Origin of the sequence: Paenibacillus dendritiformis (assembly GCF_945605565.1) — a bacterium.
GTDB lineage: Bacteria > Bacillota > Bacilli > Paenibacillales > Paenibacillaceae > Paenibacillus_B > Paenibacillus_B dendritiformis_A.
In genome coordinates, this window is sequence record NZ_OX216966.1 from 6,418,811 (window position 1) to 6,442,522 (window position 23,712).

At 57.4% G+C, this 23,712-nt stretch carries 22 protein-coding genes; 6 read left to right on the plus strand and 16 right to left on the minus strand.

Features of this window, described 5'->3' with window-relative positions; genetic code table 11:
- Window positions 1–177: 177 nt before the first annotated feature.
- Both NNL35_RS28860 and NNL35_RS28865 read right to left on the minus strand, forming a co-directional pair.
- Window positions 178–831: a bifunctional 4-hydroxy-2-oxoglutarate aldolase/2-dehydro-3-deoxy-phosphogluconate aldolase gene (locus NNL35_RS28860; RefSeq protein ID WP_006678771.1), complete on the minus strand. Its 654-nt coding sequence runs from the start codon at window positions 829–831 to the stop codon at window positions 178–180.
- Between the two features lie 85 nt (window positions 832–916).
- Window positions 917–1,900 (minus strand): ROK family protein, encoded by a 984-nt coding sequence (locus tag NNL35_RS28865; protein WP_006678770.1) that lies wholly within the window; start codon window positions 1,898–1,900, stop codon window positions 917–919.
- Between the two features lie 380 nt (window positions 1,901–2,280).
- Between NNL35_RS28865 and NNL35_RS28870 the strand changes: the two genes are divergently transcribed.
- Complete coding sequence (locus tag NNL35_RS28870; RefSeq protein WP_006678769.1) at window positions 2,281–2,490, plus strand: hypothetical protein; 210 nt, start codon at window positions 2,281–2,283, stop codon at window positions 2,488–2,490.
- 178 nt (window positions 2,491–2,668) lie between these two features.
- Here NNL35_RS28870 and NNL35_RS28875 read toward each other — a convergent pair whose 3' ends face one another.
- The 5 genes from NNL35_RS28875 to NNL35_RS28895 form a co-directional block, all read right to left on the minus strand.
- A complete protein-coding gene (locus tag NNL35_RS28875; RefSeq protein ID WP_006678768.1) occupies window positions 2,669–3,403 on the minus strand; it encodes a YkyA family protein in 735 nt (244 codons plus the stop codon).
- 23 nt (window positions 3,404–3,426) lie between these two features.
- Window positions 3,427–4,284, minus strand: coding sequence for a polysaccharide deacetylase family protein (locus NNL35_RS28880; protein ID WP_238535423.1), 858 nt, complete (start codon window positions 4,282–4,284; stop codon window positions 3,427–3,429).
- Window positions 4,285–4,779: 495 nt separating this feature from the next.
- Window positions 4,780–5,769, minus strand: coding sequence for a D-2-hydroxyacid dehydrogenase (locus tag NNL35_RS28885; RefSeq protein ID WP_006678766.1), 990 nt, complete (start codon window positions 5,767–5,769; stop codon window positions 4,780–4,782).
- A gap of 39 nt (window positions 5,770–5,808) precedes the next feature.
- Window positions 5,809–7,941, minus strand: a complete 2,133-nt coding sequence (locus NNL35_RS28890; RefSeq protein ID WP_006678765.1) for a DNA topoisomerase III — start codon at window positions 7,939–7,941, stop codon at window positions 5,809–5,811.
- 144 nt (window positions 7,942–8,085) lie between these two features.
- Entirely contained in the window at window positions 8,086–8,874 is a 789-nt protein-coding gene (locus tag NNL35_RS28895; protein WP_006678764.1) for an SDR family oxidoreductase, read from the minus strand.
- Window positions 8,875–9,078: 204 nt separating this feature from the next.
- On the opposite strand from NNL35_RS28895, the gene NNL35_RS28900 reads away from it, so the two are divergent.
- Together NNL35_RS28900 and NNL35_RS28905 are read left to right on the plus strand one after the other, a co-directional pair.
- On the plus strand, window positions 9,079–9,786 hold the full coding sequence (locus NNL35_RS28900; protein ID WP_006678763.1) for a TraX family protein: 708 nt from the start codon (window positions 9,079–9,081) through the stop codon (window positions 9,784–9,786).
- A 189-nt stretch (window positions 9,787–9,975) separates the two neighbouring features.
- Complete coding sequence (locus NNL35_RS28905) at window positions 9,976–10,713, plus strand: stalk domain-containing protein (protein ID WP_006678762.1); 738 nt, start codon at window positions 9,976–9,978, stop codon at window positions 10,711–10,713.
- Window positions 10,714–10,770: 57 nt separating this feature from the next.
- Here the strand turns inward: NNL35_RS28905 and NNL35_RS28910 are convergent, their stop codons facing one another.
- The 5 genes from NNL35_RS28910 to NNL35_RS28930 all read right to left on the minus strand — a co-directional run bounded on the left by NNL35_RS28910 (window position 10,771) and on the right by NNL35_RS28930 (window position 14,944).
- The gene (locus NNL35_RS28910) at window positions 10,771–10,971 is read right to left on the minus strand and encodes a twin-arginine translocase TatA/TatE family subunit (RefSeq protein WP_006678761.1); all 201 of its coding nucleotides are present in this window, start codon (window positions 10,969–10,971) and stop codon (window positions 10,771–10,773) included.
- Window positions 10,972–11,009: 38 nt separating this feature from the next.
- On the minus strand, window positions 11,010–11,741 hold the full coding sequence (gene tatC / locus NNL35_RS28915) for a twin-arginine translocase subunit TatC (protein WP_006678760.1): 732 nt from the start codon (window positions 11,739–11,741) through the stop codon (window positions 11,010–11,012).
- A gap of 50 nt (window positions 11,742–11,791) precedes the next feature.
- A complete protein-coding gene (locus tag NNL35_RS28920) occupies window positions 11,792–13,513 on the minus strand; it encodes a GMC family oxidoreductase (RefSeq protein ID WP_006678759.1) in 1,722 nt (573 codons plus the stop codon).
- Between the two features lie 21 nt (window positions 13,514–13,534).
- Window positions 13,535–14,326 carry a gluconate 2-dehydrogenase subunit 3 family protein gene (locus tag NNL35_RS28925; protein WP_040733396.1) on the minus strand — a complete coding sequence of 264 codons (792 nt, stop codon included), beginning with the start codon at window positions 14,324–14,326 and terminating at the stop codon, window positions 13,535–13,537.
- 234 nt (window positions 14,327–14,560) lie between these two features.
- Complete coding sequence (locus NNL35_RS28930) at window positions 14,561–14,944, minus strand: c-type cytochrome (RefSeq protein WP_006678757.1); 384 nt, start codon at window positions 14,942–14,944, stop codon at window positions 14,561–14,563.
- A 186-nt stretch (window positions 14,945–15,130) separates the two neighbouring features.
- Between NNL35_RS28930 and NNL35_RS28935 the strand changes: the two genes are divergently transcribed.
- From NNL35_RS28935 to serS, 3 genes are all read left to right on the plus strand, one after another.
- Complete coding sequence (locus tag NNL35_RS28935; protein WP_006678756.1) at window positions 15,131–15,610, plus strand: glutathione peroxidase; 480 nt, start codon at window positions 15,131–15,133, stop codon at window positions 15,608–15,610.
- Window positions 15,611–15,637: 27 nt separating this feature from the next.
- Entirely contained in the window at window positions 15,638–16,111 is a 474-nt protein-coding gene (locus NNL35_RS28940) for a MarR family winged helix-turn-helix transcriptional regulator (protein ID WP_006678755.1), read from the plus strand.
- A gap of 301 nt (window positions 16,112–16,412) precedes the next feature.
- Window positions 16,413–17,687 (plus strand): serine--tRNA ligase, encoded by a 1,275-nt coding sequence (serS, locus tag NNL35_RS28945; protein ID WP_006678754.1) that lies wholly within the window; start codon window positions 16,413–16,415, stop codon window positions 17,685–17,687.
- Between the two features lie 89 nt (window positions 17,688–17,776).
- Here the strand turns inward: serS and NNL35_RS28950 are convergent, their stop codons facing one another.
- From NNL35_RS28950 to NNL35_RS28965, 4 genes are all read right to left on the minus strand, one after another.
- Window positions 17,777–18,865, minus strand: a complete 1,089-nt coding sequence (locus NNL35_RS28950) for a copper amine oxidase N-terminal domain-containing protein (protein WP_006679707.1) — start codon at window positions 18,863–18,865, stop codon at window positions 17,777–17,779.
- 251 nt (window positions 18,866–19,116) lie between these two features.
- Complete coding sequence (locus NNL35_RS28955; protein ID WP_254553942.1) at window positions 19,117–19,449, minus strand: hypothetical protein; 333 nt, start codon at window positions 19,447–19,449, stop codon at window positions 19,117–19,119.
- Between the two features lie 505 nt (window positions 19,450–19,954).
- Window positions 19,955–20,587, minus strand: coding sequence for a LysE family translocator (locus NNL35_RS28960; RefSeq protein WP_006678620.1), 633 nt, complete (start codon window positions 20,585–20,587; stop codon window positions 19,955–19,957).
- A 215-nt stretch (window positions 20,588–20,802) separates the two neighbouring features.
- On the minus strand, window positions 20,803–23,580 hold the full coding sequence (locus NNL35_RS28965; RefSeq protein WP_006678619.1) for an endo-beta-N-acetylglucosaminidase: 2,778 nt from the start codon (window positions 23,578–23,580) through the stop codon (window positions 20,803–20,805).
- Window positions 23,581–23,712: the final 132 nt, after the last annotated feature.

The window sequence follows — 23,712 nt, forward strand, 5'->3', positions numbered from 1 at the left end:
AGCTCCCTTCGCGCTCCGGCATCTCGCTTACGGTTCACCGCAGCATCCCATGCCGGAGCCCCGAAGGGGCGCTCTCTCCTCGGCTGCATCGTCATCGCCCTTGTGCGGCACTCGACTTCCCATTTCAGCAGCGTCTCTCTTGAATCACGAGCAGCAGCGGTTCTCCCGCATGCTTCGCTATCCCAAGGTCCGGGCAAGCTGGACGAAGCGGTCGGCATGTTCAGTCAGCGCGGCGTAATGGCCGGAACGGATATCCTCGCCCCGGACCAGCTTCGATCCGAGCCCGAACGCGGAGGCGCCGGCCGCGGCATAAGCCTCCATCGTCGACAGATCGACGCCCCCAGTCGCCATAATCGGAATATGGGCCAGCGGACCGCGAATCTCGCGGATATAATTCGGCCCCAGCGTGCCGAGCGGGAACAGCTTGACCGCCTTGGCCCCGGCATTCCACGCCCGCACGATCTCGGTCGGAGTCAGCACGCCCGGCCAGACATCGACGCCGCGCGCGGCGGCATAATCGATGACGGCCTCGTCCAGATTCGGCGAGATGAGGAATTCCGCTCCCGCCGCCAATGCCGCTCGGGCCATATCGGCATCCAGCACCGTGCCTGCGCCGATGAAGGCGCGGCCCTCAAACCGATCCCGCCACCGGCGGATGATATCCGGGGCGCCCTCGGTATTCATGGTGACCTCCATGAACCGGATCCCGCCGGATACCAGCGCTTCCCCTGCCTGATCGGCAGCTTCTCCGGTAAAGCCGCGGAATATGGCGACAATCTTTTCCTGCAGCATGAGTGAGGTTAGATCTTCCTTACGGTCCGGATACTCCATCCTTCCGCCCCCCTTCCCGGCACTTCTTATCATGACAGCCGATAGGGCTGTTCGTTCGCTTCGCATGGAGGCGAGGCTCCAATCGTTATATGATCCCCTCGCCCGTCTGCCGCAGCTTCTCGGCCCGGCTCTTGGCGAAGGCCGCGCTGCCGATGACGCCTCCGTCATCGATTAATTCGCCCTGGCGAATCGTGAGCCGCTCCAGATAGCCGTGATAGACGGAGCGGGACAGCGTCTCCCGTACCGGCTTGAGGAGCCGGTCGCCGGCCATGGCGCCGCCGCCGCCGATGACGATGACATCCGGGCTGAGCAGCGAGATGGAATACGACAGTCCGGTGCCGAGCACCTGGCCGGTATATTCCATAATCTCGATGGCGAGCGCATCACCTTCGTCATAAGCCTGCGATACATCGGCTGCGGACAGTTCTCCCCGCTCGTACGGGCCGCGCAGCAGGCTCTCGCGTCCTCTCTCCAGCGCTTGCTTCGCTTGACGCACGATGCCTGTCGCCGAGACCACCGTCTCCAGGCAGCCGGTCAGCCCGCATCCACACGGGGTCGTCTCGCCCGGGATCGCGATATGGCCCAGCTCTCCCGCCATGAAGCCGCTTCCGTAATAGAGCTCCCCTTGAACGACGGTAGCTGCCGCCAATCCGGTCCCGATGGTGACGCCGTGCACGACGCCCGCGCCCCGGCCGGCTCCGCTCATCGCCTCGCCATAGACGTACATCCGGACATCGTTGTCGATGAATACCGGCACGCCGACCTTGGCGTTAAGCCGTCCGGAGACGTCCACATTATGCCACTTCAGATTGGATGCGAAGATGCTCACGCCGCGCTCCGGATCGATGAACCCCGGGATTCCGGCGCCGACAGCCAGAAGACGGGTGCGATCCGCCTCGAACTGAACGAACAGCTCACCAATCATATTGGCGATCTTGTCCAACACATGGTCGACGCCGAGCGCCGCTTCCGTAGGCCGCTTCAGCTTTCCAACCAATTCATACCGCTCATTCACCAGGCCGCACACGATATTCGTGCCGCCGACATCGATACCTACCATATATTGCATGCTGGTTTCCTGCCCTTCCTTCTTGTTCGATAGCTCTGTTTGATTCGTATTATAGCACGAGAGGCGCCGATCTTTTGCGTGAAAAAATCACCGGATTACAAATTTCCCGCAAATGAGGAGAAAGAGATTCCATCCGGCGCCCCACGGTTCGAAGGCGCAACCGGTTCCTGCAGTCGCCCTTCAACAGCGCTGCCACAGCATTCTCCTCCAATTTTGCCTCAAAATCGCCTTAATCTTGCAATCATAATGGAAGACGCGGGGACGGCAAATCGTTATAATGATACTGTGATGTATATCACTACATATAGAAGGCTACATTTGGTTATAGATGTGCAGTACTAGGAGCAACGCTCAACCATCGGTTCAAGAGGTGATTATTCATGACCTACGTCGATATCAGTTCCATAAGCCCGCAGCTGTTCGTGACGGTGCTGTTTTTTCTGCTTATCGTGTGTCCGCTCGTCAGCCTGGGGATCGTCCGTCTCTTTCAGCAGCGTGTGAAGCTCGGCATCACCTACATTGCTTCCGCCGTCGTCTCCTACGTCGTCTTCCTCATTGCGGCTGAATTTGTGCACAAGACATGGGGATAACGAGCCACCTGTCCATACCTGTTCGTCCGGAGCATCCTTGCTGATAAGGATGCTTTTTTTGATCCGCTCTCCTCTTCATGTAACATGCAAGAACCTGCTGCAGCGCTCAAAAAAGCCCCCGCCGCCAATTCCGCCGCCTGCAAGGCGGAGAAAAAGCGATGAGGGCAAAGCATTTACATCATTCGGTGCCGTCGTTCTCGATTGGCGGGATCTCCAATTCGGGATCGACGGAGCCATCATCTTGCTTCGGCGGCGCAGGCTTCGTCACTTGCAAGCCCGCCTTCTCGTAGAAGGCCGATTTGAGCGTATTGAACTGCGTCGTGTAATCGTTGAACTGCTGCTTCAATTCTTCGACCTGGCGGTAGGCTTCATTCCGTTCCGCGACCGCCTTATTGATCGACTTCAGCTTCGTCTCCTCCGACTTCAGCTGCTCGTACAGCGACTGCTCATGTTGTATCCACTTGTCGTAGCTCTCGAAGAGCGACTTGAACGTCTCATACCGCTTCACGTAAGCTTGATAAGCTTCTTCCGCCGGCTTCTTCAGCTCCTCTTCCTTCAGATTCGCTATGATCCCGTCCATCTCGCCAATCTGATCGCGCGCCTCGTCCAACTGGGCCTTCATCTGCTCCAGCACCTGCTTGCGCTCGGCGAGCGCCTGATTCGTATTATCGATCAGGGTCTGTACATTGCGGTTGTCCTGCTTGCCTTGATTTATAATGGAAATGTATTGCTTCTCATCTTTATCTTCAAGGGTTTTCAGCGAGCTCATCGCAGCCGGCACATTCACTTCCGTCGATGAAGCCTTCTCGAACCGGTCGAAAATTTGCGTCGTCGGCGATGCGCCGCATCCTGATATCGCCACGGCGATGGACAATAATGCCGCCGCTGCGCCCCATGTTCTCAATCCTGCCACTCTTCGTACCTCCCTAGTTCCTGCTACAGACGCTTGTCATGATGGAAATTGCAGACAAAGTGAGCGTTCGGATCATAGACCTCGAACTCATACCCTTTGCTCTGGATATACTCGATAATCGACGGCAAAGCTGCCAGCGTCTGTTCACGATCATGCATCAGGATGACCTCCACGTCCTCTGTCAGTCCTGCCTTGACCTGCTCCAGAATCCGGTTCGGCTGCCCGACATATTGCCAGTCCAGCGAATCGAGCGTCCAGTCCCACATCTTGAATCCGGCCTGCGCGATATCGCCGCGGAACGATTCCCCGATCTGAGGAGCGCTGCCATAAGGAGCCCGGATAAGCGTCGGCGTCACGCCGGTCAGATCGTTGACGATGCCCTGCGCTTCCTGGAATTCCTTGATGAAGTTGCCCGAACCGCCGCTCTTGTACAGCTTATTGTAGTCGTGAGACATGCTGTGAAGTCCCGGATAATGGCCGTCTTCCACGATCCGCTTCACCGCGTCGGGATAGGTTCTCATATTGTCGCCAAGCATGAAGAACGTTGCCTTGATACCGTTTTTGTCCAGCAGATCCAGCATGTCGTTCGAATACTTGCTTGGTCCGTCATCGAATGTAAGATAGGCGACCTTGCGGGTCATGCCATTATACTCCTTCGGCACTTCCTTCTCGACCGCTGCCGAGGCGAATGCGGCTACTTCCGTGACAACCAGCTCGCTGCCGGTCGCCGATGCGGTGCCGGTGCCTATCAAGCTCTTGGCCACCGAATAAGCACCGTAGCAAATGCCAATAACGAGCAGCAACAATACCGTCCGCCCGATCCATCTCTTCTTGCTCTTCCGCTTCCGTGTGCTTCTCGACATCACGTTTCGATTACTCATGCTCTTTCTCCACTTCCTTCTCCTTCTTTCGACACTACTATAATACAAGTCTAGCATTTTGACATTACAGAAACATGACAAAAAGGGAAAATAAGCGGGATTAATATAAACAATGTTGTTACCATTTCATAGAAAAAATATGGTAGAAACGAGACTTGATCGGATAGCAGAACGAGGAAATCTAGTAAATAACAGGGGTCGGAATAACATAGAATAGAAAGCTGTTGAACTTGCATCGGTTGGAAAAAAGGCCGTATGTTTGCCGCTAATCCGTAGTGATGCCTTGCACCGGTGAACTGGTTGAAGGAGATTGCCCCGCTCGATCCAGGAGAACCGTCTGTCTGAACAGGAGCGGGTCGTGACGATGCCCCGTCCCGCGTGCCGCATCAGCATTCAGGACCGCCCCAACTATATATATTCATGGCATGCCAAAAAATGACCCGGGAACGAATCCCGGGCCAATCCTGATCGGCGTCTTCATCTCGCCGCCTTCTCCTAGCGATGGACGACATGCTGCGGGGAGCCTGTCAGATAGGCCCGAATATTATCGGCGGCAATCGCGAGCAGGCGCTGGCGGGCCGCTTGCGAAGCCCAGGCCATATGGGGCGTGACGATAAGCCGCTGATGGGGCATGAGCAGCGGATGCGATGCCGGAGGCGGCTCCTCCGCGAGCACATCCAGCAGGACGCCGCAGAGCCGCCCTTCCCGCAACGCGTCGGCCACTTCCTGCTCATGCAGCAGCCCGCCGCGGGACGTATTGATGAGCACCGCCGTCCGCTTCATCTTCCCGATGAAGGACCGGTTGACCATGCCGCGCGTCTCTTCGGTCAGCGGACAATGCAGCGACACGACATCCGCCTCGGCCAGCAGCTCATCCTGACTGACGAACCGAATGCCGGCCTCGCCCTCCGGCACGGTGCGGGTGGATGCGATGACATCCATCCCGAAGGCCCGGGCCAGCACGGCCACCTTGCGCCCGATCTGCCCATAGCCGATAATGCCGAACGTCCTGCCGGCCAATTCCGTCTGCGGCGACAGCCAGTAGCTGAAGTCCGGCTGGCGGGACCAGCCGCCCCGCTTCACCGACCGGTCATGGGCTTCCACGCGGTGGCACCAGGCCAGCAGCAGGGCGAAGACGAATTGGGCGACATTGTCCGCGCCGTACCCCGGGACGTTCGTAACGGTGATGCCCAGCGCCTGCGCCGCATCGACATCGACGATGTCATAGCCGGTCGCCAGCACGCCGATATAGCGGAGCGACGGCAGCTTCCGCAGCGTCTCCGCAGACAGCGGCGTCTTGTTCGTCAGCACGATATCCGCCCCTTGCGCCCGGGCCTCCATATCCTCTCGATTCGTGCGCGCATACGCCTCCACCTGCACTTCGGCCGCAGGAATGCCCGCCGCTTCCGCGACCGCCGCGCGCAGCACGTCCCAGCTCAGATCGCCGGGATTGAGCGCGTGGCCATCCAATATGACGATCCGCATCGCGCCTCTCGCCCCCTTATCCTTTTCGCTCGCGCTTCCTTATTCGCCGTCCTGCTTCGCCAGCGCGGCCTTGAGCAGCTCGCCCAGATTGTTGCCGAGCGGCTCCTGCTTCTCGAATTGCTTGACCAGCTTCCGCTCTTCATGCTTCTTGATTCTGCCGCCGCCTTCCTCCAGCTTCTCCGTAATGTTGCAAGGAAGACACTGCACGAATTTGCCGGCTTTGCCGATTTTGAACTCCATCTTTTTATGGCATTGCGGGCAGCGCCGGTTCGACAGATTCTTCTCATCCGAGCGCCGGTACTCGCAGGACTTGCTGGAGCAGACGAGCCACTTGCCCCGCTTCCCCTTGCGCTCCATCAGCCGCGAGCCGCACTCCGGGCAATGGCTGCTCGTCAGGTTATGCGGCTTATACTCCGCCTGGCTCCGCTTCACTTCGCTCACGAGCTGCTCCGTCATCTTGCGGATGTCCGCCATGAAGGCGGACGTATGCGACGAACCGCGGGCAATCTGCTCCAGCTCCCGCTCCCATTGCGCGGTCAACTCCGGCGAGCGAAGCTGCTCGGACACGAGGTTGATGAGTTGGGTCCCCTTGCCGGTCGGCTGGAGCGAAGAGCCCTGGCGTTCGATCGTGTCGGAGGAGACCAGCTTCTCGATGATATCCGCCCGGGTCGCCGGCGTGCCCAGCCCGTATTTCTCCATCTGGGTAAGCAGCGTAGCTTCGGTATATCTTGCAGGCGGCTTCGTCCGTCCGCGCCGGGTGAAGACGCGCTTCGCCTGCAGCCGTTGGCCCTGTGCGAGGCTCGGCAAGCGCTGCTCGGCCCTGCCCGCTTCGTCGGCATCGTCCTCGTCATCCGCCAGATCCCAATCGTTTTCATACGCTTTTTTCCAGCCGTTGTCGATGACCGTCTTGCCTTTCGCATGCAGCAGTTCCCCGCCCATGCCGATCGTGACCGCGACCTGCTCGTAACGGACCGGGGGCAGGAACAAAGCGAGGAAGCGGCGCGCGATCAGATCATAGAGCTTGCGCTCCTCCGGCGACAGATTGGCCAGCCGTAGCGGCTCATCCGTCGGAATGATGGCGTGGTGATCCGTCACCTTCGCGTCATCGACGATGCGCTTCGTCACATGCAGCTTCCCGCGCAGGAGCGGCTTCGCGATCGCGGCGTACGGGCCGACGGCCATCGCGTCCAGCCGCTCGGGCAGCGTTCCCGTCATATCGGAAGACAGGTACCGGCTGTCCGTGCGCGGATACGTCACCAGCTTATGCTGCTCGTACAGCCGCTGCAGCACATTCGAGGTCTGCTTCGCGGAGAAGCCGTAGCGCCGGTTCGCGTCCCGCTGCAGCTCGGTCAAATCATAAGCGAGCGGGTGCGGCTCAATCTTCTCCGTCTTCTTCAAGCCGGAGATAACCGCCTCGCGCCCTCTCAGCTTCTCGGCCAGCGCCGCGGCCTCTTCCAGCCGGAACAGGCGGGCATCCCCGCCGGGGGCTCGCCATGCGGCCTCGAAGCCGCCGAAGTCGGCGTGAACCGTCTCATATTCCTGCGACTGGAACTCCCGAATCTCCTGCTCGCGCTTCATCAGCATCGCCAGCGTCGGCGTCTGCACCCGGCCGGCGGACAGCGGGGTCTCGAACTTGGTCGTCAGCGCCCGCGTCACATTCAAGCCGATGAGCCAATCGGCCTCAGCGCGGCAGCGGGCCGATTCATACAGCCGATCGAACGCCTTGCCGGGCTTCAATTGGCGGAAGCCTTCCCGAATCGCCTTGTCCGTCTGGGAGGAGATCCAGAGGCGGTGGAACGGTTTGTTCCACTTCACCATTTGCATAATCCAGCGGGCGAGCAATTCTCCTTCGCGCGCCGCGTCGGTCGCGACAATCAGATCCTTCAGATCCTGACGCTTGCAGAGCTGCTGGACAGCCTTGAATTGGTGGGACGATTCCCGCAGCACCTTCAATCTCATCCGATCGGGGATGATCGGCAGATCTTCCAGACGCCAGGTCTGGTATTTCTTATCGTAGTCTTCCGGCTCCGCCAGCCCGACGAGATGACCGAGCGCCCAGGTGACGACATAGTCAGGACCTTCAAAATACGTTTTATGTGAGTTGCGGCATCCGAGCACGCGCGCGAGTTCCCGCGCGACCGAAGGCTTTTCTGCCAGAACGAGTGATTTCATGCGTCCATTCCTTCCTTATCGATACTCTGAACCCATTATAGCACGGCGTTCAACCGCAATGCGGGCACCTTTCACCGCCGCCAACGTCCGCAGCCCCGAAGGAAATTCTCCCCCGGGGCCCGCATGGCGATGAATCATTCCGGCTTAGAGCGAGCGGACGGCTCCCCCGTCGGCCAGCAGCGCCTGTCCGGTCATATAGCTGTTCGCCGGCGAGGCGAGGAACGCGATCAGCGTCCCCATCTCCTCCGGGCTGCCGTAGCGGCCGATAGGAATGCGGCGGCGCTGCTCCTCCGCAATCTGCCCGACCTCCACCTGCCGGGCCTCTGCCGCCAGTTCGTCCAATTGGATGACGCGATCGGTCGCGAAGCGGCCCGGACCGACCGTATTGATCAGAATATTGTCCCGCGCCAGCTCCGGAGCCAGCGTCTTCGCGAGACCGAGCACGCCGACCCGCAGCGTGGAGGAGACGACAAGATTCTCGATCGGCTCCTTGTGCGCGGAGGAGGTCACATTGACGATGCGCCCGAACTTCTGGCCGCGCATATAAGGAAGCACGGCGCGAATGGAGCGGATATAGCTGAGCAGCGTCAGCTCGAAGCCGTGCTGCCAGGCCGCGTCGTCAATCTCATCGAAGGTTCCCGGCGCCGGCCCCCCGCAATTGTTGACCAGAATGTCGACCGTGCCGTGCCGCTCCACGGTGACAGCTACGATGCGTTCAATGTCTTGCGGGCGGGTGATATCCGCCACGACGGCGAGCGGCCGGCTGCCTGTTCGTGCCTCTATCTGTCCCGCCGCCTCGCGAACGGTCTCTTCCTGGCGCCCGACCAGTGTCACGCGCGCCCCTTCCGCCGCCAGCGCGGAGGCTGCTGCCAATCCCAAGCCTTTGGATGAGGCCAACACGATGGCCGTCTTGTCGTGCAGTTGCAAATCCATAAATACCCGACTCCTCTCCTGTAAAATGCATTCGAGTCTGCCATGGGGCGGCAGCTCCGACATGCGCCTTACTACTCTGTCACCGACATTATACCAAATTCAACCACTTTCTTCGTAATCCTCCTCTGAGGTTGTGCTATGATTAGGAATGGAAAACCGTGGCCCGCACCGCCGCGGCCGCTATCGAAGGAGGGATTCCACGCCTTGAACGCGTTCACGCTGAAGCTGCTCGCGCTCGCACTCATGCTGCTCGATCATATTCATTTTTACTTCCCGGATTCTCCCGATTGGTTCCATAGCGCGGGACGGCTGGCCGCCCCCCTCTTCTTCTTCTTCGCGGCGGAAGGCTACGCTCATACGCGGGACATCCGGCGCTATATGCTGCGCATGTTCATCTTCGCCCTGGTGATGGCGGCCGGCAGCGAGCTGCTGACGTTTGCTCTGCCGGGCGGCACGATCGACAACAACATCTTCCTCTCGCTCTTCGCCGCACTCGTGCTGATGGCAGCGTTGGACTGGGCGAGATCGTCAGGCCAGACGGCGGGCGGCATCCTGATCTGCGGCACCATTATGGGAGCCATGTTCTTCGTCGAGTACAGCTTGCTGGCGGTATCGATGGCGATCGTCTTCCATCTGCTTCGGGGCACCAAAGCGATGATTCCGGCGTATATCCTCTCTTCTCTCGTGTTCTCGCTCGCCCCGTACGCCAATGTGCACGGAGAGGAGATGTGGACGGCGCATTACCTGTTGGTGGTCAATCCGCAATGGATGATGGTCTTCGCGCTCCTATTGATACTGGCCTATAACGGACAACGAGGCCCGGACCAACCGTGGGCCAAATACTTGTTCTATCTTTTTTATCCTCTGCATGTATGGATACTGTATGCCATCAGCTGGCTGGCCGCGACATAGGACGGCATCGTGACATCCGCCGCTTCTCGCAGCGTCCAGCAGAGCTAACGAGATAAGAGTGTGGTAAAATAGTCCCGCTGCTGATAGACTAGCAAGCAGATATCCGCTGCTGCGAGAAACATATGCCAAGTCCAAGCAGTGATAGAATCTATACTTTCTTGGGTACATAACTTCAAGAGGAGAGATGACATGAAAAAAAGATGGTTCATCGGACTCGCGTTCGCGATGCTGCTTGCCGCGTGTGCAACCGGAGCGTTGGCCGCCGGCTCGTACAAGCTGATCGTGGACGGGAAGAAAATAGATGCGGACATCCGGGACATCAACGGCACCGTCTATGTGCCGCTGCGCACCGTCTCGGAAGCGCTTGGGGCCGCCGTGCGCTATGACAAGACAAGCCATACGATTACGCTCCATTCTTCTCCGCGTGCTGTGCCGGCCGTGCAAGACGCGGCGGAATCGCGCAAGGCTTCCCGGCAGCACCCGGCTTCACTGGGCGAGACGATTGTCTTTGCAGCGGGCAACGGAGCCGATGCGACGGCGACAGGAAGCATAACCGTCGAGGAGATTGTTAGAGGGAAGGAAGCTTGGGAACAAATCTACGCGACGAACCGCTTCAATAAAGCGCCGCGCAAGGGCTATGAATACATATTGGCCAAAATCTCCGTCAGCATCGACTCTCATGCCAACCCGGACGCGGCGGTCGACGTCAACGCGTTCGACTTCACCATGGTATCATCCGACGGCGCCGATTATCCTGCAGTGGCGGTCGTCACTCCGGATCCCCCGCTCCGGACGAAGATATATGTCGGAGGCACCTATACGGGGTGGGCTGCCTTCCAAGTCCGTCACGACGATGCGGAGCCGCTCATTGCGAACGGCCGCAAAGACGACGGCACGAGCGGCCTCTGGTTCAAGACCGTTCCATAACAACAGCGCAGCCGCAGCACTCCTGGCTTAGGGAGGCTGCGGCTGTTTGCGTCGGTCCTATGGAAGCTTTTTCAGCTCGATCGTCTCTCTGTCTTCGTCTTCCTTGCCGTCGTCGGTCAGGCCGCGGGTGGAATTGCGGAATTCCCGCAGCGTGTCGCCGAACGCCCGGCCGAGCTGCGGCAGCTTCGCCGGGCCGAAGAGCATCAAGGCCAGCATCAAAATAATGACCAGGCCGGAAATCCCGATATTGTTCAGCATGGAGGGCCACCTCCTTCCTTGAAGATGTGATGTGAGGGCTACGGACTGGCAGACGAGGCCTCCAGCCGGCGGGAATAGGCAGCGGACAGAAAAATGCTCAACTCGAACAGTGCGATCAGCGGGATGGTCACTGACAAATGGGAGACGACATCGGGCGGGGAGATGCACGCCCCGGCAATCGTCAGGCCGAGATAGGCAGGCTTCCGGATGCGGCGCAGCTTATCCGGCGTTATCAGCTCCAGCCGGGTCAGGAACAGGACCACGACCGGCATCTCGAAGGCGATGCCGAGCGGGAAGACGATATTGAACATCAACGTGAAATACCGGTCGATGCCATAGATCTCCGCCGCCCCGATGCTGCGGTTCATCTGCATCAGAAATTCCAGCATCATCGGGAACACAAGGTAATAGCTGAAGGCAACCCCCAACAGGAACATCAGGAAGGAGGCGGGCACATAAGCCAGCGCCGCCCGCGCCTCCTCTTCCGTCAATCCCGGCCGGACGAACGCCCATAGCTGATAGAAGAGGACCGGCAGCGACAGCAGCACGGCGAAGAGCAGGGCGCATTTCATATAGACGAACAGGCCGTCCGTGAACGCGAACACGTTCCATTGAATCCCGAGCCGGGCTGGATGCGACTTCAGCAGAAGCAGCAGCCGCGGCGATAAATATAACCCGACGCACAGCATCGCAATGAACCACGATGTGAACACAATCAGCCGCTTGCGCAGCTCCGTCAAATGCAGAATCAGCTCTTCCTGGTTATTCATTCGATCTCGCCCCTTGCCGGACAAGTTGAGGACGCGAAGGATATCCGCATTTACGCCAGCGGCCCTTCCTGCTTCATATACTTGAGAATGCCTTCCGCCGCGCGATAGGCAAGCGCGCCTACGGTGGCGGTCGGGTTGTACCCGCTGTTATGAGGGAAGGCCGACGCGCCGACGACGAACAGATTATCCACGTCCCACATTTGCATGTAATTATTGACGGCGGAAGTAGACGGATCGCTTCCCATAATGACGCCCCCCGTATTATGCGTCGATTGATAAGGCACGATATTATACGGGGCAAGCTGCCCGTTCGATCCGATCTTGCTCGGCTTCATCTCCTCCATAATCTCCTTGGACTTGGCCGCCATGAACTTGACCATCTCTCGATCCTGATCCTCGAAATCATAGGTAATCCGGATCTGAGGAAGACCATAGGAGTCCTTGTAGGTCGGATCCAAGTCCAGATAATGATGCCGCCACGGCATATTCGCCCCCTGCGGAGCGATCGACAAGGTTCGGTATGCATAGTGAATTGAGGCTTTTTTGAAATCCTTCCCCCAGGACGGAACGCCTTCCGGCGTGGAATTGTTGGCGATCGGGCGAAGACCGGTCTGAGATAGGCGGATGCCCGCTCCATGAATGAAGTTGACATCGCTATGATCGAAGTTGTCGCCATTCAGATCGTCGACCTCGATGCCCAGCGCTCCGGCGCCCGCATAGGTGTTGAATTCGCGGTCCTCATAGAAGCCGACCGCGGCCCCGCCGTTCACCTGGTAGGCATAGTTGCGGCCGATGACTCCCTGCCCGGTCTCCGGATCGTAAGGCGTCCCCAGATTCGACAGCAGAAGCAGCTTCACATTATTGAAGACGTAGCTGGCCAAAATGACGACATCAGCCGGCTGAATGAACTCCTTGCGCGTCACGGTGTCCACGTAGACGACGCCCGTTGCTTTCTTGCCGCTATGTAAAATCTCGGTCACGTTGGAGTTCGTCCGGATTTCCAGATTCCCTGTCTTCTCGGCGACCGGAATGACCGTCACGACCGGATCGGCCTTCGCTCCGTATTCGCATCCGAAGCGCTCGCAGAAGGCGCAGTATTGGCAGGCTGCCCGCGCGATGCCGTCCGGATTCGTATACGCTTGAGACAGATTCGCCGATGGCATCATGTACGGATGGTAGCCCAGCTTTTTGGAGGCTTCCTCGAACATCGCAATCGCCGGCGTTTTTTTCATGGGCGGCGTCGGGAACGGGCTGGAGCGCTTGCCGACCATCGGATTCTGCTCCTGCTCCCCGGAGATGCCCGCCATTTTCTCGAACTTGTCGAAATAAGGCTCCAGCTCATCATAGGTAATGCCCCAATCCTGAATGGTCATGCCGTCCGGAATTTTTTTCTTGCCATAGCGTTCCACCGTCTTCGTATAAATCTCGAAATCATACGGCAAAAACCGGAAATGCTGGCCGTTCCAATGGATTCCGGCGCCGCCGAGACCTTCTCCCATCAGGAAGGAGCCGTAGCTTCGCAACGGCAGCGCCCGCTGGCTTCGTTTGTTGCGGAACGTGATCGTCTCCTTGGATAAGTCCTGCATCAGTTCATAGCGCTGGGCGTAGCGCAGTTCATCATGGACCATGAAATAGTCTTCCGTCTTGCGGCTTTTGCCCCGTTCCAGCCCGAGCACCTTGATGCCGGCCTTGGTCAGCTCGGAAGCGATGATTCCTCCCGCCCAACCCATGCCGACGATGACGACGGGCACTTTCGGTAACTTCGTTGCCATAGCATCGCTCTCCTTACGCGGTTATGAATGTTGGGTCATATGGCTGTGCAAGCTTTGGGGTTCAATCTCGACGAAATCAGGCTTATCGATAATATTGAGATAACTCATCTGGTTGCCCGGGTAGCGTCTCATTCTCCATCCCATCATATCTTTGTTCCCGCCATAGAGCGGATCGGCGTAGACGCCTTCGAGCGTCAGCGCGCGCAGCATTTTGAAGAAGGCTCCCGTCGTCTCCCCGTTATCCAGGAGGACATCCTTGCCGGCCTCGAACGCCTTGAGCACTTCATCCTGCTGATTCGCTTCCAGCTCGGTGAAGGTCTTGTCGTAATGCTTCGTGCTGAACATGTCCAACGCGTCCAATCCCAGCATGAACAGTTCATGGTGCTTGATGCTCGGGAATCCGCCTTGCGTCGGCTCGCCCTTGAAAAACGGCCCCTGCATATATTCGCGCGCGTTAATGCCCCACTGGCCTGCCAGTTGGTGATCGATATAATAGGCGACCCCGAGCTCGGCCGCTCCCGGCCCGGTATCGTCTGAGGGGAAAATCCGTTCCACGGCCGCTTCGGTGAGGCGGAACTGGCGCTGATTGAAAAACATCAGTGCCTGGTTATGATCCGCAACCTGCTGCGGCGCCGGCTGATTCGGAGCCGGCTGAGTCCCGGCGCCCGGCCGCACGGAGCGATCGATGACCGCTCCTACGACACCCCCGACTACGGCTCCGCCAAGCGCCGCCCCGGACACCTTCAGAAATTGCCGGCGGGATTGGTCGCGGGCTTGACCCTGTTGGTTGCTGCGTTTTTCAGCCACGTTCATCCTCCTTTTTTCTTATAGGTTGTTTAAAAAGTCCGCTAACCGGTCTTTTTAAACTTGTCTGAATTTATACAGTTTCCTTTATGTACGCTTACTATTTTCCGTTCACAGGAACAATATGCATCCCGCCGACGGCTTGACGGGAGCCGCCAATCGGTATAGCTGCATGCAAAAAGGAGCGGAGATAACCTGCATCTCCACTCCTTCGCTCCGCATCGTGCGGACGGCGGCTTCCGCTTATTTCTTGGCAGACAACCAGTCTACCAATGCGCTAATCTCATCCTCGCTCAATACTCCCTCGAACGCATTCATCCCGTTGCCTCCCTGATGAATGACGGTCGAGATTTCTTCCGGAGTGCGCGTCGCCCCGACCTTTTGCAGGTTCGGCCCGACTTGTCCTTCCAGATTGGCGCCATGGCAGACCAGGCAATTTTGCTTATAGACCGCTGCGGCATCTACGGTAGCGGCAGGGGGCGTCGTTTCTGCTGGGGGTTGGCCTTGATTCTGTCCCTGGTTCTGCCCCTGATTCGTGCCGGCTTCCTGCTTATTTGAAGAAGCGCATGCGCCCAGTCCGATTACAAGAACTACAGCAGTGATCATCATGGTCATTTTTTTGAACATAGCTTCATCCACCTCTTATTCATGCCGGGAATACCGTTAGCATACCCACTCGTTGCCTGTTCATGTATCTATCGTTTCACTCGAATTAAATTGTGCACAATTTAATTGATCTCAATTTTTAGATATGATATAAATAGGGTAGTAAGTTGATACGTTACTTTTGTTAAGCGAAGGAGCGGATGCATGATGGCAACGGTTTACGATTTTACAGTGAAGAAGCCGAATGGCGAATTGACGTCCCTGCGGGATTACGAAGGGCAAGTGATCCTTATCGTCAATACCGCGAGCAAATGCGGATTTACACCGCAATTCAAGGAGCTGCAGGCCTTGTATGACAAGTTTAAGGATCGCGGCTTCGCCGTGCTCGGCTTTCCGTGCGCCCAGTTCGGCAATCAAGAGTTCGAGAAGACGGAGGAGACGATGGAGTTCTGTCAGGTTAATTACGGCGTCACCTTCCCGATGTTCGCGAAGGTGGATGTGAAGGGGCCCGATGCCGATCCGTTGTTCGCCCATCTGACGCATGAGAAAAAAGGGCTGTTGGGCAGCACCGAGATCAAGTGGAACTTCACCAAATTCCTCGTCGGCAAAGACGGGCGCGTCGTGGACCGGTATGCTCCGCAGACGAATCCGGCCAAGCTGGAAGATGAAATTGTGGCTCTGCTCTAGCAGAGCCCGAAGGTAGGAGTGGTTGCGATGACGACATCCCATTCCCTGCCGCCGGATGAGCGGCTAAAGCTGGATAATCAGCTCTGCTTCGCCATTTATGCGGCTTCCCGGGAATTGACGAAGCTGTACCGGCCGCTGCTGGAGCGGCTGGAGCTGACCTACCCGCAATATCTCGCCCTCCTGGCGCTATGGGAGCATGACGGCATGACGGTGAAGGAATTGGGTCTTCGCTTATATTTGGACTCCGGAACGCTGACGCCGATGCTGAAGCGAATGGAGCAGCAAGGGCTGATTCGGCGGGCTCGCGCCGCAGAGGACGAACGCAAGGTCATCCTCTCGCTGACTGACAAGGGCCATTCCTTGAAAAAGGAGGCGGCCTGCATCCCTGTCCAATTAGCGGAGCTGGCTGACAGCGCCCGTCTGGAGCCGGCACGCCTGCTGCACGACGTCCGCACGCTGCTGGAGCATTTGTCGCAGCTTTCTCCGCAGCGGGCCGAATGACGGTTTGACTTTTGGATAGAATATTCTATAATAATATCAATCATGATACAGCCATCACGCCAATGAAGAGCATCCAACTCGGAGGCGTTCTCGATCGGATATGGGCGGCCTTTTGTGCCTGTCCTTGTCTCTAAGTGAACCGGGCCCGCCCGTTACCGCGGAACCAAGAGGATTCTCCGCCGCCTGCGCCTGAGCGGGAGCGGGAATCAAGTTGGGTGGCACCGCGAGCTAGCGCTCCTCGTCCCAATCGGATGAGGGGCGCTTTCTGTTTATTTTCGGTAGATCAAAGGAGTTGTGACGAATGCTGGATATCAAATGGATTCGCAGCCACCCGGATTCGGTTCAGGAGGCGGCCCGGGTCAAAGGAATGGAGTTCGACGTGAACGAACTGCTGCAATGGGATGAAGCGAGAAGAGCGAGACTGCAGGAGGCGGATACGCTCCGCCAAGCCCGCAATGAGGCTTCGGCCCGCATCGCGGCCTGTCTGCGCGACGGACGGCGTGACGAAGCCGAGACGCTGAAGGCGAGTGTGCGGGAGATGAACGAGACGCTGGAGCGGCTGGAACGGGAGCTGGGCGAAGCGGAGCGGGAGTACCGCCGCTGTATGCTGCTCGTTCCGAATCTGCCGGCGGCGGATTCTCCGATCGGCGCTTCGGACGCCGACAATGTGGAGCTGCGGCGCGTCGGGGAGCCGCCCCGCTTCGCCTTCGACCCGCTTGACCATGTCGAGCTTGGCGAGCGGCTCGGCCTGATCGATACGGAGCGCGGGGTGAAGGTCGCGGGCTCGCGCAGCTATTACTTGCGGGATGCCGGCGTGCTGCTCCATCGGGCGGTGCAGCAGCTGGCGCTCGATCTGCTCGCCGGCCGCGGCTTCACGCTGCTGGACGTTCCGCTCCTCGTGCGGGAGGAAGCGCTCGTCGGCACCGGCTTCTTCCCGCTTGGCGAGGAGCAGACGTACGCGCTGCCCGAGGACGGCCGCTGGCTCGTCGGCACGTCTGAGGTCAGCCTCGCCGCGTATTACAGCGGCGAGATTGTGGACGTGAGCGAGCCGATCCGGCTGGCGGGCGCCTCGTCCTGCTTCCGCCGCGAAGTCGGCTCGGCCGGCCGGGATGTACGCGGCCTGTACCGGGTCCACCAGTTCGCCAAGGTGGAACAGGTCATCCTGACGCGCAGCGATCCGGCGGAATCGAACCGGATGCTGGAGGAGATGGTCGCCCACGCCGAGGATATCCTTCAGGCCTTGGAGCTGCCGTTCCGCGTCATGGACGTCTGCACCGGCGACATGTCGCAGAAGACGTATAAGCAGTACGATATCGAGACGTGGATGCCCGGGCGCGCCGCTTACGGCGAGACCCACTCGGCCTCGAATCTGCTCGACTTCCAGGCGCGGCGGCTGCAGATCCGCTACCGGGACGAGGATGGCGCGCTCCAGTACTGCCATACCCTCAACAATACGGCCGTCGCCAGCCCGCGCATCCTGATTCCGCTGCTGGAGAACCATCAGCAGGCGGACGGATCGGTGCGGATCCCAGAAGCGCTGCGGCCCTATATGCGGGGAATGGATCGCATCCAATAAACGCTCAATGCACAGCAGCAGCCCCCGAACGGGAGGCTGCTGCTTTTTTTGCTGTCATATACTGATTTGGTCGGATTTGAGGTTGAGTCCTAGCTTCCGCTCTTGCCCGCATTCTTGCTCTCGCTGTTGTCGGGGGCCTTGCTTGCATTCTTGCTTGCGGTCTTGTTTGCATTCTTGCTTGCGGTCTTGCTTGCGGTCTTGCTTGCGGTCTTGTCGCCGCCTTCGGGGTCTGCCGCATCCTTACGCTTCTCCCCGGCAATGGCCGTCACCGCGTCCGCGGAGTTCCGCAGCGATCGCTTAACCTCGAAGGTACCCAGCTCGGTCGCCTTGCCGTCCTTGTCGATCTTGCCGTATTTGACCGTATCCTGAACCGGGAACGTGTGCTGAAAATAGATCAGCGCCTCCTCCCCTTCAGGCCGGGTCCCGCTCTCCTCCAGATAGGTGTCCGGATTGGCCGTCGTCCGTCCCTGCCATAAGACCTCTGCCAGGCCGTCCGCATTCACGGCGATGTAGCTTTTCACATCCTTCACCGTATAGTAGTAGCGCAAAGCCTCTCCTTCCGGGAATTCAATCTTGACCTCGAAGCCTTCGGCCCGATACGGCAGCTCCCGATTCGGGAAGACGGAGGGCAGCAGCAAGGCCTCCTTGCGCGCATCCTCCAGCCCTCCCGTGCGCAGCACCTCATCCCGCCGGACCCGTTCCGGCGTCCGGATAATCGCCGTGCGGTTGCTGTTGTTCCACTCCACCTCGCCGCCCAGCGCCTCGCTCACGAAGCGGAGCGGCACATACGTGTGGCCGTCAATGATTTTGACCGGGGCCGCCAGCTCCACTTCTTTGCCATTCACCCAAGCGGCCGTCTTGTCCGCGATCAGCTTCACGGCATTCGTCTTGCCCTTGGAATAGACCCATACCGTCTTGGTTGCCGCATCCCATTTGTACGTAATCTCCTGATCGTTCGGGTTGCCGAAGTAACTGTAATCGTCAAAAGCAAACAACGGAACCATGATGTAATTGCGCTCCCATCTCCATTCCGTCAGCTGAAATCCATTCATGTACACGTTGGTCGCCTTCCCGCCGGCCGCCGACTTGCTGGCTGCCTCCGCGTTCCCCGGCCCCGCCAATAATTCGAGTCCCAGCCCGATGACCAGACATAATCCGGCAAGCATCCATTTGCGCATCGCTTCCTGCTCCTCTCGCATTCGATGTAGGTCCTGGTCGTGCTTCTATGTAAGGGATTCGCTATTCATTCGACTGAACCCTTCTTCCAGATGCTGCAATCGGCGAAGAATTGAGGAAAATGTCGAGGATCAGGGGGAGTGGCGCGCCGGACCGCGAAAAAAACTGCAAAACTCAGGCTGTTGAGAAAGTCCAAGGGATCTTGTGGCACTTCATTTTTTATGTGGTGGATCTCGTCTCTCAGTAGAAAAAATCAATTTAAAACGCTATGGGTGCCGAGTTTTGAGTAGGAAAATGGATAATCTCCCCCCTTCGTAAAAACAGGGGTTTTCCAACAGCCTGAAAACTGCACCATTTCCCTAGACACGTCTATCCGGTAGGCGAAATCCGCAAAACTGCACGATTTCTCCAGACACGCCTGTTCGGTAAGCGAAATCCTGCGTAAATACAGCAATTCGATATGGACGACTTTACCAGAATGGGAATCCTGCAAAACTGCAGGAATTTCACCCGTTTCACTCCGACTTGAAGGAAAAGGGCCTAAAATGATGCAGATTTGCAGCAATTCCTTGGGATGTGGACTCATTGAGCCGAAATTCCTGTCAAATAGCAGCAATTCCCTCCACACGTTCAAGTCCCAGGAGGCAATGATGACTCCTGAAGGCGATGATGCCCCCAGGATCCGACGCGTTCTCTTGGCTCCGTAAAATAAGGCCATTGAGAAGTCTATAGGAACATTTCCCCACTTCATTTTTTATAGAGTAGAGCTCGTCTCTCCGTAGAAAAAATTCTGAGTGCCAAGTTTTGATTGTATAAAGGGACATCTCCACCCCATGATAGAAAACAGGGGTTTTCCAACAGCCTGAAAATTGCATTATTTCTTCGACCGGTCTTGGCGTAGAGAGGGAATCCTGCAAATCTGCATCAATTTTCGGAAGATAACGGCTTTCCTTGGAATATATTGGGGAAATGATGTAGTTGTGCAGGAATTCTATTGAATTTACGTTGTAACCCGATAAAATCCTGCACTTTTGCAGCTTTGCCCCTTGTCATTACGATAAAGAAGCTTCGTGCACGATCTTTAATAGCTATTATACTATTCCTTTGATAGCTACGATAAACTCATATAAAAAATAGCCCGCAAAACCAAATAAAATAAATCCTGCAATAATGGATACCCTTTTGATCATCGTTCTGCTCATGGCTTTCCTCGTTACCGCAACGATGGCCAGCAGACCAACATCATGGACGAGGATGCCGGCTAAAATCCCTGCCCCGACGATTAAAAATTTGGCAGGTTGTGTCATATCATACGAATCCGAAAGTACCGCTCCAAATACGGAGATCCAAAACACGAGATTCCCCGGCGACACGGCTACAAGCAGCCCATTGCGATAGGAGCTGAAAAATGATTTGTTCGGTTTATCGCCAGCTAACGCAATATCTTGATCCGAGTTTTTGATAGAATCATAGCCTAAAAACGCCAAGAACCCTGCCCCGATAATCCACATTGGGATCTGAATGTAAGGGATAGCAAGTATGGAAGCCAGGCCCATATATAACGCAATAATTAATAGGAGATCGATGGTCATTCCGCCTAATCCTACAGCCCAACCATGCATAAAACCCTTTTTCAGACCTTGCTTCGTCATTTCAACGGTCATTGCACCGACTGGCATTGCAACGGCAAGCCCCGCTAGCAGATACGTGAAAAATAGATTCAACCAAATACACTTCTTTCATATTATGATGTCGTTATCAGTCCATATACACTTTACTATAAGAATACGTAAAGATAAATAATTATGCAAAAAGAAGCGTGAAAATTCAATGTTTGAACCAAACGTACCGCCTTCCGCATCCGACATGGCGAATTACACAAAAGCAGGCCGGAACTTCTCCGGCCTGCCTTACTTTCCCCATATTAACCTCGTACTTCTTACTCCGCCGCGGGCTTGTTCTTCAAGCCGAGCACTTCAAAGCCGTAGATGCGCGCAGCCGTGTCTCCGCCCTGTGTCGGCTTCTGCACGAGCAGCCGGACGTAGCGAGCCTCGGTCTTCGCAATCGCATGCTTACTCGTCGCCTTGTCGTTGTCAGTCACGGTAACCGCATCGCTCCAGCTCTCCCCGTCCATGCTCAGCTGAATCTTGAATTCGCGCGTATTGAAGGCAGGAGACTCACCGCCTGCTTCGGCATGGTGAACGACGAACTGGGTAATCTCATGCGCCTGCCCCAGATCCACCGACAGCCAATGCTCGCCGCTGCCGACAGCGCACCACTTCGTGCTCATCTCTCCATCGACGGCGAATTGCGGCGCTTCGCTGTCATTGACGAAGCTGGACGCCTCCGTCTTCGCTCCGATCGCCAGATCCTCCGAGCGGAATGCCGCCTCTTTGGATACCGTAATCAGCTTAGATTTCGTCATTACGTCTTCACCGGCCGCGTTCTTGGCCTTCAGCGTAATCTCATACGTTCCTTCCTCCGCATAGCTCACCTTCGGATGGCGCTCCGTGCTGGAAGCAGGTGTGCCGCCCGGGAAGCTCCATTCCCATTCCGCCGTAACCTCGGACGATTTGTCCGTCAGCTGCACGGCTTCCCCCGGCGCCACGAAGGTCTTGTCGGCTTCGAAGTCCGCCTTCGGCGCCGGATAGGCCGGCCATTCGAACGATTGCGTCGCCGCGCGGCCTTGCTCATAGTGACGATTCACCGGCACGACCGCCAGCTTCGTCTCCTGCTCCATGCCGCTGCGCTTCATCTCGGACACATAGTAATAGTTGTTGCCTGTCGCCCCGGCGAACTCGCGGGAGCCGTCCGGCAGGACGCGGTATACTTCGTAGAGCATCGCATCGTCGCCGAGCGGGGTCCAGGTCAAGCGCGCATCGGCATAGATGCCGTCGCGGATATCGTTCTCAATGAGCTTCAGATCAGAGACTTGCCCGACTTCCGCCGCTTTGTCGTTCCGATTGCCAATCTCCAGCCGGCCGATATTGACCTCGTACAGATTGTCCCTTTCCTTGCCTTCCACTTGAACCGAGACGCCGGCGATCTTCTGGCCCGCATATGGGCTCAAGTCGTAGACGGCACGCGTCCAATCGCCATGAACCCCAGCTTTTTCGGTGGAAGCCGGCTTCACGATCTTGTACTCGTCCGGAGCCCCCTCCAAGGCTACGCCAATGTTAATGTCCGCCGCTTCGCTGTCATTGGATTGATAGATGAGCGACATTTGCAAGGCGGACGTCGCCGCGATGTCGGTCTTGAACAGCTTCACGTTCGTTGAAGCCCCCGGCGCGACCGTCCCGAGCAGTCTCAGCGAGCTTCCGCCATAGAAGGAAGTGGCGAAATCGAAGCTAGGCTTCAGCTTCTGACCCTGCTCGTCCACCATCCAGCGCCAGGTCGGCAAAATATCCTGAAGGCTCCGGTTGAACCACTCACGATCGCGCACCTTTTTCCCGTTCACACTGAATTGCTTCCCGTTCCCCGTATTGAAATGCGTAATAAAGTCCGCCTTCGTAATGACCGTCTTGTCTACAATATCATGGGCGATGCCGCGCCATGCGTTGCCTTGCGCCTTCGTATTCGACGGGTCCTTATTCTCCCCGACCCAAAGCTTCTGCTCCTTCTCCATGAAATCCTGGTTCGTCTTCGTCGTGTTGAATGCCCAGTCCGGACGATACAGGCCCAGCGAGGTTACGGCCGTGCCGTCTTCCGGGAACAATACCGGGAAGTTGTATTTGCCCTGGTACCCCCCGCCGCCTTCCAGATCCATGCCCGCATACAGCTCATACGGATCGCGCTTCAAGCTGTCGGCCAGCTTGGGCGAGTTCTGGAACGGCGTGACGTAATCATATTGGCCTTCTTTTTTGAACTGCCAGCGGAAGTCGATGAACATCTGATCCGCCACCCGCTCTTCCCCGTCCTGGAAGAACATGCTGTTCTTGTCCGTCAAGGCGCCTTGCCATTTGACCGGCCCTTCCTTAATCATCGAATCGTACCAGATGATTTCCATATGGGACGGCTTCTTTTTTTGCATATATTTCACAAACTGCTGCATAAGCTGCGCATCTTCCGGTGTCGCCCCCTGCGTCTCCTGGTTGATGAACCACCCGTCGAAGCCGTAATACGACGCGACTTCAATCAGCTTGTCCGCGACCGGGAACGATCCGTCCTCCTTCTGCTGCACCAGATCGCGCAGCCATTCGATCTTGCCGCCATGTTCCGTCTGCGGCAGGAAAACGGTTCCATATACCGGGACGCCGTTCTTATGCCCTGCATCGATGACATCCGCGCTTGGAGGCACAATCAGCCCTTCCCCTGCGGAACCGCCCCACATAATGAGCTTGTCCACATACTGCCAGTAGCTGAATGCATAGCCGTGGAACTGATCGTTCCCTTGCGATGGGGCGCCGCTCGTGCTTTTGTACATGGATGCGAGCGCCATTACCTTCGGCTCCGTCTTCGCATTCGGATTCACCTTGTAGCCCTGAACCCGTTCGGCATTCAGCTTCACCGAGCTGCGGTTGAATGGCGCATCCTTGTCTGTCTGCGGCGACCATTCCAGCAGCGTGTCCGGATACCAATAGGACGAATGCGGCTGCGCGGCATGGGCTTGTCCGGCCCATCCGGTGAGCGCTCCGGCGATCATCGCCGTGCTTAGCAATACGGCAAATTTGCGCTTCATATTGCTCCGGGACAGAACTGTTGGTTTTACGCGTTTCATTAATAACCCCTCCAAAAATGTCCATTATGTATACGAAAGATAACGCTTCCACTCAACGACAAGTCCATTGTAAACGTTTGCGCCGCAAAAAAAAGGGCAATTATCCCCAATCGGACAATCGCCTTTAATTAA

Coding starts and splice junctions, on each gene's coding strand:
- NNL35_RS28880 (WP_238535423.1), bottom strand. CDS start 4,284: ATGAGTAATCGAAACGTGATGTCGAGAAGCACACGGAAGCGGAAGAGC.
- NNL35_RS28860 (WP_006678771.1), bottom strand. CDS start 831: ATGGAGTATCCGGACCGTAAGGAAGATCTAACCTCACTCATGCTGCAG.
- NNL35_RS28910 (WP_006678761.1), bottom strand. CDS start 10,971: ATGCTGAACAATATCGGGATTTCCGGCCTGGTCATTATTTTGATGCTG.
- tatC (WP_006678760.1), bottom strand. CDS start 11,741: ATGAATAACCAGGAAGAGCTGATTCTGCATTTGACGGAGCTGCGCAAG.
- NNL35_RS28955 (WP_254553942.1), bottom strand. CDS start 19,449: ATGAGTCCACATCCCAAGGAATTGCTGCAAATCTGCATCATTTTAGGC.
- NNL35_RS28885 (WP_006678766.1), bottom strand. CDS start 5,769: ATGCGGATCGTCATATTGGATGGCCACGCGCTCAATCCCGGCGATCTG.
- NNL35_RS28895 (WP_006678764.1), bottom strand. CDS start 8,874: ATGGATTTGCAACTGCACGACAAGACGGCCATCGTGTTGGCCTCATCC.
- NNL35_RS28890 (WP_006678765.1), bottom strand. CDS start 7,941: ATGAAATCACTCGTTCTGGCAGAAAAGCCTTCGGTCGCGCGGGAACTC.
- NNL35_RS28865 (WP_006678770.1), bottom strand. CDS start 1,900: ATGCAATATATGGTAGGTATCGATGTCGGCGGCACGAATATCGTGTGC.
- NNL35_RS28870 (WP_006678769.1), top strand. CDS start 2,281: ATGACCTACGTCGATATCAGTTCCATAAGCCCGCAGCTGTTCGTGACG.
- serS (WP_006678754.1), top strand. CDS start 16,413: ATGCTGGATATCAAATGGATTCGCAGCCACCCGGATTCGGTTCAGGAG.
- NNL35_RS28965 (WP_006678619.1), bottom strand. CDS start 23,580: ATGAAACGCGTAAAACCAACAGTTCTGTCCCGGAGCAATATGAAGCGC.
- NNL35_RS28940 (WP_006678755.1), top strand. CDS start 15,638: ATGACGACATCCCATTCCCTGCCGCCGGATGAGCGGCTAAAGCTGGAT.
- NNL35_RS28925 (WP_040733396.1), bottom strand. CDS start 14,326: ATGAACGTGGCTGAAAAACGCAGCAACCAACAGGGTCAAGCCCGCGAC.
- NNL35_RS28935 (WP_006678756.1), top strand. CDS start 15,131: ATGGCAACGGTTTACGATTTTACAGTGAAGAAGCCGAATGGCGAATTG.
- NNL35_RS28920 (WP_006678759.1), bottom strand. CDS start 13,513: ATGGCAACGAAGTTACCGAAAGTGCCCGTCGTCATCGTCGGCATGGGT.
- NNL35_RS28905 (WP_006678762.1), top strand. CDS start 9,976: ATGAAAAAAAGATGGTTCATCGGACTCGCGTTCGCGATGCTGCTTGCC.
- NNL35_RS28950 (WP_006679707.1), bottom strand. CDS start 18,865: ATGCGCAAATGGATGCTTGCCGGATTATGTCTGGTCATCGGGCTGGGA.
- NNL35_RS28930 (WP_006678757.1), bottom strand. CDS start 14,944: ATGTTCAAAAAAATGACCATGATGATCACTGCTGTAGTTCTTGTAATC.